The sequence below is a fragment of the Streptomyces sp. NPDC021749 genome, assembly GCF_040640655.1.
Lineage (GTDB): Bacteria > Actinomycetota > Actinomycetes > Streptomycetales > Streptomycetaceae > Streptomyces.
This window is the reverse complement of the sequence record NZ_JBFACE010000027.1, coordinates 1-11714: the sequence shown is the minus strand read 5'-3', so window position 1 is coordinate 11714 and position 11714 is coordinate 1. Positions and strand designations below refer to the sequence as shown.

Genomic DNA, 11714 nt, shown 5'->3' with positions numbered 1-11714 from the left:
CAGCCTGACGGCTGTCCGACTGTTCACGGAGTGGTGACCACTGATGAACAAGCGCACCCGAGCCGCCGCCCTCTCCCTGGCGACGGCCCTCACCCTCGGCACGGCCGGCTGCGCCGGCGGCCAGGACTCCGCGGACGGCAGGGGCCGCGGCAAGAACCCCGCCCTCGCCAACCAGGGCAAGGTCGTCGGCGGCACCCCGAAGCGCGGCGGCACCCTCACCGTCCTGTCCAACCAGGACTTCACCCATCTCGACCCGGCCCGCAACTGGGTCATGAACGACATGGACTTCGGAACCCGCCTGCTCTACCGCACCCTGGTGACCTACCGGGCGGCGCCCGGCCCCGCGGGCGGCACCCTCGTCCCCGACCTCGCCACCGACCTCGGCACCCCGTCCCACGGCGCCAGGACCTGGACCTTCCACCTCAAAAAGGGCGTCAAATACGAGGACGGCACACCCGTCACCGCACAGGACATCAAGTACGACGTGGAGCGGTCCTTCTCCCCCGACCTGCCCGGCGGCGCCGACTACGCGGCCCGCTACCTCGCCGGCGCCCAGGGCTACAACGGACCCGCGGACGGCAAGCACCTCGCCTCCGTGAAGACGCCGGACGACCACACCATCGTCTTCGAACTGCGCAAGCCCTTCGCGGAGTTCCCCGATGTCACCGTGATGCCGACCTTCGCACCCGTCCCCCGGACCCGCGACAACGGACCGCGCTACGACAACCGGCCGTTCTCCTCGGGGCCGTACAAGATCGAGTCGTACGGGCGGGGCAAGCGGCTCGTGCTGGTCCGCAATCCGCACTGGGACGCGAAGACCGACCCGGTGCGCAAGGCGTATCCGGACCGGCTGGTCGTGGAGATGGGCCTGAAGGCCAACCAGATCGACGACCGGCTCATCGCCGGGTGGGGCCCGGACGCCTCCGCCGTCCCCTGGTCCGCACTGCGCCCGGAGAGCGCGGCCAAGGTGCTGCCGCGCGCCGACGTCAGAGCGCGCCTGCTGGCCGAGTCCACGAACTGCACGGACATGGTGCAGATGCACACCGGGCGGGCGCCCTTCACCGATGTGCGGGTGCGTCAGGCGGTGCAGTACGCCCTCGACAGGGACTCGGTGCTGACCGCGTCCGGCGGCCCGGCCTTCAACGACCTGTCCACCGCCTACATGCCGGCCTCCCTCTTCGGCGGCAAGCAGCCCGACACCCTCAAGATCCCCGCCACCGGAGACCTCGCGAAGGCCAGGGCGCTGCTGAAGGAGGCGGGCAAGCCCGACGGCTTCTCGACGGAGATCACCGTGTCCTCCGGCGACAAGGGACGGGCCGAGGCCGTCCAGCAGTCCCTGGCCAAGGCCGGCATCAAGGTCGCCGTCAACACCGTCGACCCGTCCGCGTTCTACGCCACCATCGGCGACACCAAGAACCGCACCGATCTGGTCCTGACCGGATGGTGCCCCGACTACCCCTCCGGCTCGACGTTCCTGCCGTTCGTGTTCGACGGCCGGTACATCAAGGAGAAGGGCAACTCCGGCAACCACTCGCTCTTCCGCGACCGGCCGACCATGCGGCGGATGGACGAGATCGCCGCGATGACCGACGCCCGACGGGCCGACCGGGCGTGGCGGCACCTCGACGGCGAGATCCTCAAGAAGGCCCCCGCCGTCCCGGTCCTGGTGCGCCGCTGGCCCCTGGTGCTCGGCGGCAACATCGCCGGCGCCTACGGCCAGACCTCCTTCGGCGGCCAGCTGGACTACGCCTCCGTCGGCCTCAAAGACCCCGCCAAGAGCCGGGCTTGAGGAGGAGCGAGCCCCTCATGTCCTCCCCCGCACCCGAGCCGCTCGCCCCGGAGGCGGCCGCCCTGTCCGCCGCGACCGGCCGCCCCGGTCAGCTGGTCCGTCGCGCACTGCGGCGCCGCGCCTCCGTGAAGGTCTCCCTCGTCATCATCGGCCTGTTCCTGGTCATGGCGGCCGCGGCCCCGCTGCTGAGCGCGCTCGGCGGCTGGCCGCCCGACGCGTTCGACAAGTCCGCCGTGGATCCGTACCTCGGCGGCACGCCCCTCGGACCGCTCGGCGGGATCTCCGCCGAGCACTGGCTGGGCGTCGAACCGGTCACCGGGCGGGACCTGTTCGCCCGGGTCGTGCACGGCGCCCGGGTCTCGCTGCTGATCGCCCTCACGGCCACCGCGATCGTCGTGGTCACCGGGACGGCGGCCGGGATCGCGGCCGGCTACTTCGGCGGCCGTACCGACGCCCTGCTCTCCCGCCTGATCGACCTCACCATGTCCTTTCCCTCCCTCATCTTCATGATCGCGATGATGTCGGTCGCCAAGGACGTCAACCGGATCCTGCTGATGACGGCCGTCATCGGCCTCTTCGGCTGGCCCGGCATCGCCCGCGTGGTGCGCGGTCAGACCCTCTCCCTCAAGCACCGCGAGTACGTCGACGCCGCCCGCGTCGGCGGCTCCGGCTCCTGGCGGATCCTCACCCGCGACGTCCTCCCGGGCGTCGCCGGGCCCGTCATCGCGTACACCACCCTCATCGTCCCGGGGATGATCGCCACCGAGGCGGCCCTGAGTTACCTCGGCGTGGGGGTGCGCCCGCCCACCCCCTCCTGGGGCCAGATGATCGCCGAGAGCGTCTCCTTCTACGACACCGACCCCATGTACTTCGTCATCCCGAGCGCCTGTCTGTTCCTGACCGTCCTGGCGTTCACACTGCTCGGCGACGCCCTGCGCGACGTCCTCGACCCGAGGGGAAGCCGCACATGATCCTCTACACGCTGCGGCGCCTGGCCGCCGTCGTGGGAGTGCTGGTCGCCGTCGCCGCGGTCACCTTCACCCTCTTCTACGTCCTGCCCTCCGACCCGGCCGCCGCGGCCTGCGGCAAGTCGTGCAGCACCGAGCGCCTGGAGGCGATCCGCGCGCACATGGGGCTCGACGAGCCCGTATGGCGGCAGTTCTGGGACTTCGTCTCCGGGATCTTCACCGGCCGCACGATGGGCAGCGGCCGGTACACCCTGCACTGCGACTTCCCCTGCCTGGGCTACTCGTACGAGAACAGCGAGGCCGTCTGGGACCTCCTCGTGGACCGGCTGCCGGTGTCCGCGTCCCTCGCCGTGGGTGCGGCCGTGCTGTGGCTGGTGCTCGGCCTGAGCGCCGGGGTGGTCGCGGCCCTCCGCAAGGACACGCTCGTCGACCGCGCCCTGATGGTCGGGGCGGCCGGCGCCGCCTCGCTGCCGGTCTACTTCACGTCGATGATGCTGATCTACGGCCTCATCCGGGTGGCCGGCCTGCTCCCGTACCCCCGCTACGTCTCCTTCGCCGACGACCCCGCGCGCTGGGCGTCGAACCTGCTGCTGCCCTGGCTGGCGCTCGCCGTCCTGTATGCCGCCATGTACGCACGCCAGAGCCGCAGTTCGATGATCGAGACGATGGCGGAGCCGTACATCCGCACGGCCCGCGCCAAGGGCCTGCCGCGCCGCTCCGTGGTCGTCAAGCACGGACTGCGGGCGGGGATGACGCCTCTGCTCACCCTCTTCGGGATGGACCTGGGCGGGCTGCTCGCCGGCGCGGTGATCACCGAGTCGCTCTTCGGCCTCCCCGGCATCGGACGGCTCTTCTACGGCGCCCTGACCACCGGTGACCAGCCGGTGATCCTCGGCGTGACCCTGCTCGCCGCCACCTTCATCGTCGTCGCCAACCTGGCCGTCGACCTCCTGTACGCCGTCGTCGACCCCCGAGTGAGGCTGTGATGGCCACCGCCACCGAACCCCTGCTGTCCGTAAGGGACTTGGCGGTGACCTTCGCCACCAAGGACGGCCCCGTACGTGCCGTCGACTCGCTGTCCTTCGACGTCCACCGCGGCCGTACCCTCGGCATCGTCGGCGAGTCCGGCTCCGGCAAGTCGGTCACCTCGCTGGCCGTGCTGGGCCTGCACACCGGCGCCGAGGTCAGCGGTTCGATCGCCCTGGAGGGCCGGGAGCTGGTCGGGCTCCCCGAGCGCGAGCTGAGCCGGCTCCGCGGCCGCCGGATGGCGATGGTCTTCCAGGACCCGCTCTCCAGCCTCCACCCGTACTACACGGTCGGCGAGCAGATAGCCGAGCACCACCGGGTGCACTTCGGCTCCCGCCGCGCCGCCGCCCGACGGCGGGCCGTGGAGATGCTCGCCGAGGTCGGGATACCGGAGCCGGAGCGCCGGGCGGGCGAGTACCCGCACCAGTTCTCCGGCGGCATGCGGCAGCGGGTGATGATCGCCATGGCCCTCGTCTGCGAACCCGACCTGCTCATCGCGGACGAGCCCACCACCGCCCTGGACGTCACCGTCCAGGCCCAGATCCTGGAGCTGCTCGCCCGGCTCCAGGAGGAACGCGCGCTCGCCGTCGTCCTGATCACCCATGACCTCGGGGTCGTCGCCCGCGTGGCCCACGAGGTGCTGGTCATGTACGGCGGGCAGGCGGCCGAACAGGCGCCGGTGGAGGCGCTGTTCGCCGCCCCGGCCCACCCCTACACGCGCGGTCTGCTCGATTCCCTCCCCCGGCTCGACGACGCCGACGACGCCCCGTTGCGCGCGATCCCCGGCAGCCCGCCCTCGCTGCTCGCCCCCACGCCGGGCTGTGCGTTCGCGCCCCGCTGCCCGCGGGCGGCGGCGGCCGACCGGACGGGCCGGGAGCGCTGCACCCGGCACCGGCCCCGGCTGGTCTCCTCGGGCGGACACGCGGTGGCCTGCCATCTGCCGCTCGGCCCGGCCACCCCGCCCGGCGTCACCGGAAGCCCGCGGCCCGAGGGCCCGGACCAGATCCGAAAGGTCACGTCATGACGACGCCCCGCACGTTCCCGCCCCCGGCCGCCGGCTCCCCCTCCCAGGCCGTGACCCCGCTGCTGTCCGTACGCGAGGTGACAAGGACCTTCCCCGGGAAGCGGGGCGGCCGCAGGGCTCCCGTCCGGGCCGTCGACGGCGTCAGCTTCGATGTGGCGGCGGGCGAAACCCTCGGTCTGGTCGGGGAGTCGGGGTGCGGCAAGTCCACCACCGGCCGGATGATCGTGCGGCTCCTGGAGCCTACGAGCGGCTCGATCACGTTCGACGGCCGCGACATCAGCCACCTCGGCCAGCGGGAGCTGCACCCGCTGCGCCGCCACTTCCAGATGGTCTTCCAGGACCCGCACGCCTCCCTCAACCCGCGCCAGACCGTGGCCAGGATCATCGCCGAACCCCTGCTGGCGCAGGGCGGTTCGGCGGTCGACGCCCGGCACCGGGCCACCGATCTGCTGCAGCTGGTCGGGCTCATCCCCGAGCACCTCGACCGGTATCCGCACGAGTTCTCCGGCGGCCAGGCCCAACGCATCGGCATCGCCCGGGCGTTGGCCACCGGCCCCCGCCTGGTCGTCGCGGACGAACCGGTCTCGGCCCTCGACGTCTCCGTACAGGCGCAGATCGTCAACCTCATGGACCGCCTCCAGCGCGAACTCGGACTCGCCTACCTCTTCATCGCGCACGACCTGTCCGTGGTCAAACGGGTCTGCGACCGGGTCGCCGTGATGTACCTGGGCCGCATCGTCGAGATCGGCCCCAAGGAGCAGGTCTACTCGGCTCCCGCGCACCCCTACACGCGGGCCCTGCTGTCCGCCGTACCGCTGCCCGACCCGGTCGCCGAACGGGCCCGGGAGCGCATCACCCTGCTCGGCGACTCTCCGAGCCCGGCGGCGCCCCCGCCCGGCTGCACCTTCCATCCGCGCTGCCCCAAGGCGCAGGCGGTCTGCCGGACCGAGGCCCCGGTCCTCGGCGGTCCGGAGCGGTCCGGGACGGCGCGCCGGGTCGCCTGCCACTTCCCCGAGGCGGTCTGACCGTCCGCAGGCACGGCCGGGCCCTGGCGCCCGCTCCGGCGCGCCAGGGCCCGGCTTCCCTTCGTTGTGGGGGCACTTACGACTTGGTGAGGCGCACCGTGTCCCCGTAGGCGCCCGCCTCCCGCACGTCGATCCGCACCCCCGCGGCCGGGTCGGTGAACGACTCGCCGGGTCCGTACGGTGCGTCGTCCAAGGGCCGGCAGCCTTGCGCGGGGGTGGCATCGGGCTTGGCGTCGATGACCTGGACGGGGCCCTTGCCGGTCTCGACGGAGGAGTCGACCTTGTAGACGAGCGCGCCGGTCGCACACAGCCCGGTGTCCGCGCGGGCCGCCCGCCGGGACTCGACCACGTAGGCCGACGTCGGGCCGGTGCGGACGACGGCCATCTTCGTGCCGCTGCCGTACTCGGCGGCGGTGAGGCGGACGGTGTCGCTGCCCGCCGTGGCCCGGCAGACCACCTGGCTGTCGGCGGTCCAGCCGAGCTTCCACGACTGCCAGGCGAAGTACTGCGGTCCGGCCCCGCTGATCAGGCCCATGACGTCCCAGCCACCCACGAAGCGGTGGCCGTCGTCGCCGGGGTCGAAGGCGTACAGGTCGGGCAGTCCGAAGGTGTGCGCGGTTTCGTGGCCGACCAGTTCGGGCCCCCAGTGCCACATGTCCTGGCCGAAGGTGACGGCCCACTTGAGGCGCTTTCCGTCGGCGACGACACCGGCCGTGCCCGGCTCGTACACATAGGTGGGGGTGAAGGAGATGGCCGAGGCGTTCTTCGTCGGGACGACGTACACCATGTCGTACGCGGCGAAGTCCACGTCCGGGTCGGCGGCGGTGACGGCGTCCTTGATGTAGGCCTCGTGCGCCTCGTGGCTGAGGCCGCGCGCGAAACCGTAGTCGGTGGAGTTGCGGGGCATCCGTACCCAGTGCCGGTGCTGGGAGACGGCGAGCCACGCCTTGCCGTACGACGCCTGCCACAGCCAGTCCGCGCCGGGCGTGATCCGGGCCGCGTCATCGGCCGGGGACTCGGTGGCGGGGGCGTCCGGGAAGTCCACGAAGATCATGCCGACCTTGCGGGTCCCGGTGGGGCGCTGGAACACGGAGCGGTCGGTGTCATGCCCTTCGTCCGTCCATCCGGTGGTGCCCGGCAGCGCGCAGTCACGGGCGCCGGCCGCCGGGTGGCGCGCGGGGGACGCCTCGGCGTGCGGGGCTCCGGTGAGGGGCAGGAGGAGCCCGGCGAGCGCTGCCGCGAGCAGCGGTGCGGGCCTCCGGCGGGCAGGGTGCAGCGCCTTCATGATCGGGCACCTTTCCATGGGGGTGTGGTGTGCGATGTCACATGAGAGTGAGGGCCGGCGCACCCTGTCGGGAAGCTCCCGCCGCTCCATAACATCCGCGCCATGGATCTGGAGATACGGCATCTACGGGTGGTGTGCGCGATCGCCGAGGCCGGCAGCCTCACCCGGGCCGCCGCGTCGCTGGGGATGACCCAGCCGGGCCTGAGCGCCCAGCTGCGGCGCATCGAAACCCTCCTGGGCGGCGCACTGTTCGAGCGCCGGCGGGCGGGCTCGGCGCCCACCCCGCTGGGCGACCTGGTGCTGGCCCGCGCCCGCGCGATCCTGCCGGGCGTCGACCAGCTCCTCGCCGACACCGACCGGGCCACCCGGCGCGCCGCGGCGCCCGCCCGGATCCGCGTCGGCTCGGTGGGTGCCCCGCTGCTCGGCCATCTCCTGCTGGCGGTGCGGGAGTTGCTGCCGGCCGCGGAGGTGACCGCGCGCGGCCAGTACGCGCCCGCCCCGCTGCTGGACGACCTCTGCGCCGGCCGCCTGGAGGCCGCTGTCCTCGGCGACCATCCCGGCCAGGAGCCGCCGCCCCGCGAGGGCGTGCTGCTGCACCCGCTCGTCACGGAACCGGTCTTCGCCCTGCTGCCGGCCGGCCACCCCCTTGCGGACCAGGAGGAGGTGAGTCTTTCCGGGCTTGCCGCGGAGGACTGGGCGGCGCCCCGCCCGGACAGCGACCGCACCCGTGAGTACTGGTCGTCCGTCTTCGCGCTGACCGACCGTCAGCCCCGGGTGCCGTACGAGGCGGAGGGCCGGCAGTTGATCGAGATCGTCCGCGCCGGCCTGGCGGTGAGCCTCTGCCAGGCCACCTTCATCGAGGTGCCGGGGGTGGCCGTGCGTCCGCTGGCCGGCAGTCCCCTGTGGTACCGCCATGTGCTGGCCTGGCACCGCGACGGCCCGCTCGCCCGGCACGGCGAGGCGATCCTGCGACGGGTGCGCGACGGCTACCTGAGCGCCTGCGCCGACAGTCCGGCGTACGCGCGCTGGCGGCAACGGCACCCGGGCGCGGCGCACCCCTTGGTCTGAACTTCCCGGCAGAAAAGGGGATTTCGCTGGAATACATCCCGGCAAAGGGGTTGTCAGTGCAATTTCACATTACTACGTTACGCATCACATGACGTGCGCATGCCTCTCACGGTCGGCACCCGGCAGGGCATCAGGGCCCGCGAGCACCGCGGCTCCGTGCGCACGCCTCAGCCCCCACACAGGAGAGCTTCCGTGTTCCCTTCCAGAACCCTTCACAGATCCCTGCTCACGGCCGCGACAGCGGTGACGCTCTGCGTCACGGCGGCCGGGACCGGATACCCGGCCACCCCCTCCTCCGCCCCGCGCACCACCGCCGCGGCCCCGCATGCGGCCGCCTTCTCCGGCGCGACGGCTCCCCCGCCCACCCCGCACGACCGGGTCGACCACCTGGCCCGGGCACCCAAGCCCTCGGCCGCCCGGATACCGGGCCCCGGCGGGCTCGGCAACTCCCGTGTTCCCGGCCCGCACACGCCCAAGGCGAAGGCGGGGACGAAGGCCCGGACACCGCACGCCACGATCGGCAAGACCACCGTGCCCTGCACCCTCGACGGCGTCACGGGCCTTTCCCCGGACCGGTTCGCCGAGTTCCTCGCCGCCCCCGAGGTCACCGCCGACGGCTGTCTGCGCACCCTGATCTGGACCTGGGACCAGCGCCTCGCGCCCGTCATGTCGAAGAACCACATCCAGGCCGTCGCGCACCGCATCCAGCAACTCGCCGCCGCGCACGACGGCCGGAACGGCACCCACCTGCTGGAGATGTTCACCTACCTCCACGCGGTCGCGTACCAGGCCTTCTCCCACCGGGAGGTCGACCTCGCCGACCCGGCGACGCTGGACGCCGTGCGCCGGGCCGTCGACACCTTCGGCTCGGCCGCCCACACCTTCGAGGCGACCCGCAGCAACGCCGAGACCCTGCGCGAGGCGCTGTACGCGGCGAGCGCACCGGGTCTGCGCCAGCATCAACTCCCGCTGGTGCAGAAGGTGTTGACGGCCATGGACGCCCGGCACACGAACACCGCCCAGGACGCCTCCTGGGGCGGCGCGGCCCTCGCCGCCCTCTCCCTCAACTACCTGGGCATCTACCCCGGCAACCAGGACACCGCCTTCCGCGCCGCGGCCGCCGCGAACCCCGGCTACCGCGCCGCCTTCAAGGCGTTCGGCGCGTACGCCCACCTCAAGGACGGACCGAACGCGTGGGTGGCGCGCGACGCGGTCAGCGAGTACGGCCGCTTCGGGCAGATCGACGCGCTGCGCGACGAGGTCGTCCGCGGTCTCGGCGCACTCCTGAACACCACCGCCCGCACGTTCGGCGACCGCAGCGCGCCGTGGGCCAAGGCCGCGACCTGGCTGGTGGAGTTCGACGCCTGCGCCCCGTACAAGGTGTGCCGCGAGGACATCGAGCGCCGGCTCTTCCCGAACACCTACACGTACGACAAGGACGGCGCGCAGGACGGCATGCACGTGCGCACGGCGCTCGCGCGGGGCACCGTGGACCAGCTCTACTACGCGAGCAAGCAGGTCAAGGCGCAGTTCCACCGGGTCGTCGGCACCGAAGAGCCGCTGGCGGGAGACACCAACTCCACCCTGCACATCGTCCTGTACGCCTCCCGCGCCGACTACGAGAACTTCCAGCCGCTGCTGACCGGCCTGAGCACCAGCAACGGCGGCATCTACATCGAGAAGGGCGCGACCTTCTACACCTACCAGCGCCGCGTTCCCCAGGACTCCACGCTGACGCTGGAGGAGCTCTTCCGGCACGAGTACACGCACTACCTCAACGGCCGCTGGGCGGTACCCGGCTCCTTCGGCGAGGGCCGGTGGTACGAGGGCGACCGGACGACGGCGATGGACGAGGGCACCGCGGAGTTCTTCGACGGCGCCACCCGGGACGACGGCATCAAGGTCCGCAAGTCGCTCGTGAAGGGCATCATCGCGGACACCGCGAACGGCGGCCCCCGCATGAGCGTGTACCAACTGCTGCACGCCACCTACGACGGCGACGGCTTCCGCTTCTACAACTACGCGGGCACCTTCTTCGAGTTCCTGTGGACCGAACGCCCGGCACTGCTACGGGAGATGTACCGGCACCTGCGGGCCGACGACCCGGCCGCCTTCGACGCCTGGCGCGACCGGCTCGGCCGGGACGGCGGCCTGCAGCAGGCGTACGACGCCTTCCTGGACCGGCAGATCGCCCACGTCGACGACCTGTTCGTGCCCGACACCCGGTACGTGGCCCTCGGCGAGCTGCGCGACGGCACCGCCGAGCAGGTGCGCGACTCCTTCAAGGCCACGACCGGGGCCGCGCCCGACTGCCGCGCCACGGGCGGGCAGGAGCGGCCTCGGTTCAGCTGTGCGGGGCGCATCACCGCGCGCCTGAACGACGCGAACGACCCGGGCCGCATCTTCAAGGACATGTCCGAGACGGTCGACTACTTCCTGCTCGACCGGGCCGCGGGCGGCGACAACAACCTCACCGACATGAACTGCACCTTCGGCGAGGTCGACATCTGGTCCGACCGGCGCGCGGGCACGTCCGACTTCCACTGCGAAGGCCCCCTGCGTAGCTGACCCGGCCGCGGCACCCGCACCCGCACCCGCACCCGTGATGCCGTCCGTGCGCGCCCCTCCCCAGCCCGGGCGCGCACGGGCGGCCCTGCCCGGCAAGCATCCCGGCAGCCAAGCCCCATTTGCCCGGTAAATCGCTTATTACTAGGCTATTCCAGGTGAGCGCCCGTGCAAGCCGCGGTGCCGCGGCCGACACTGCCACCGTCGTGACCTCGCAGAAGGTGCGTGCGGGCCGCACCGACGAGTACCGGCGCTGGCAGGACCGGACGAACCAGGCCGCTCGCGGCTTCGAGGGTTTCGTGGGCGCCGAGGTCTACCCGCCCGGCGCAGGCGAGAAGAACGAATGGGTGGCCGTATTCCGCTTCTCCGGTATGGACCACCTCACCACCTGGCTGGCTTCGGACCGGCGCCGGGACCTGCTCGACGAAGCCCGCGGGCTCTTCGACGGGCCCCCCACACAGGAGGTGCTCCGGGGCGGCACGACCGCCCAGGTGACCCCGGAGATGGTCACCGCCGTCATCTCCCACGACGTGAAGCCCGGATGCGAGCAGGGATTTCTGAACTGGCAGGAGAAGACGCTCAAAGCGCAGGAGAAGGCGCCGGGCTTCATGGGTTCCGAGCTGTTCCGGCCGGTGGAGGGCGTCCAGGAGCACTGGGTGGTCGTCTTCCGGTTCGACTCCCGGGAACACCTCGACGACTGGCTCGGATCCGATCAGCGCAAAAAGCTGTTGGAGGAGGGAGACGCCTACTTCTCCTCGTACGACGTGCGCAAGGTCAGCTCGGCGTTCAGCGGTTGGTTCCAGTTCGACCGGGGTGCACAGGGCGGCGCCCCGCCCAACTGGAAACAGGCCATGACCGTGCTCCTGGCGCTCTATCCGACGGTGATGGTGCTCAACCTGACGATCGGGGACGAGCTCACCGGCCTCGGCGTACCGGGCTACCTCGGCCTGTTCATCGGAAACAT

9 protein-coding genes are annotated in these 11714 nt (G+C 72.0%); 8 read left to right on the top strand and 1 reads right to left on the bottom strand.

Annotation, left to right across the window (positions count from 1 at the left end; translation table 11 throughout):
- The first annotated feature begins 43 nt into the window (after window positions 1–43).
- The 5 genes from AB0G35_RS24445 to AB0G35_RS24425 are packed head-to-tail and all read left to right on the top strand — an operon-like array spanning window position 44 to window position 5832.
- Window positions 44–1789, top strand: coding sequence for an ABC transporter substrate-binding protein (locus AB0G35_RS24445; RefSeq protein ID WP_360953272.1), 1746 nt, complete (start codon window positions 44–46; stop codon window positions 1787–1789).
- 17 nt (window positions 1790–1806) lie between these two features.
- Complete coding sequence (locus tag AB0G35_RS24440) at window positions 1807–2760, top strand: ABC transporter permease (RefSeq protein ID WP_360953269.1); 954 nt, start codon at window positions 1807–1809, stop codon at window positions 2758–2760.
- Complete coding sequence (locus tag AB0G35_RS24435) at window positions 2757–3743, top strand: ABC transporter permease (protein WP_360953266.1); 987 nt, start codon at window positions 2757–2759, stop codon at window positions 3741–3743. Before AB0G35_RS24440 ends, AB0G35_RS24435 begins: the two co-directional genes overlap by 4 nt.
- Complete coding sequence (locus tag AB0G35_RS24430) at window positions 3743–4807, top strand: ABC transporter ATP-binding protein (protein ID WP_360953263.1); 1065 nt, start codon at window positions 3743–3745, stop codon at window positions 4805–4807. Before AB0G35_RS24435 ends, AB0G35_RS24430 begins: the two co-directional genes overlap by 1 nt.
- On the top strand, window positions 4804–5832 hold the full coding sequence (locus tag AB0G35_RS24425) for an ABC transporter ATP-binding protein (protein WP_360953260.1): 1029 nt from the start codon (window positions 4804–4806) through the stop codon (window positions 5830–5832). The genes AB0G35_RS24430 and AB0G35_RS24425 overlap by 4 nt, the downstream gene beginning before the upstream one ends.
- 76 nt (window positions 5833–5908) lie before the next feature.
- Here the strand turns inward: AB0G35_RS24425 and AB0G35_RS24420 are convergent, their stop codons facing one another.
- Complete coding sequence (locus AB0G35_RS24420; protein ID WP_360953257.1) at window positions 5909–7117, bottom strand: M6 family metalloprotease domain-containing protein; 1209 nt, start codon at window positions 7115–7117, stop codon at window positions 5909–5911.
- A gap of 102 nt (window positions 7118–7219) precedes the next feature.
- Between AB0G35_RS24420 and AB0G35_RS24415 the strand changes: the two genes are divergently transcribed.
- From AB0G35_RS24415 to AB0G35_RS24405, 3 genes are all read left to right on the top strand, one after another.
- Window positions 7220–8185, top strand: a complete 966-nt coding sequence (locus tag AB0G35_RS24415; protein WP_360953254.1) for a LysR family transcriptional regulator — start codon at window positions 7220–7222, stop codon at window positions 8183–8185.
- Window positions 8186–8377: 192 nt separating this feature from the next.
- Window positions 8378–10753: a collagenase gene (locus tag AB0G35_RS24410; protein ID WP_360953251.1), complete on the top strand. Its 2376-nt coding sequence runs from the start codon at window positions 8378–8380 to the stop codon at window positions 10751–10753.
- A gap of 155 nt (window positions 10754–10908) precedes the next feature.
- The coding region (locus tag AB0G35_RS24405) for an antibiotic biosynthesis monooxygenase (protein ID WP_360953248.1) at window positions 10909–11714 on the top strand (806 nt) is incomplete at its 3' end.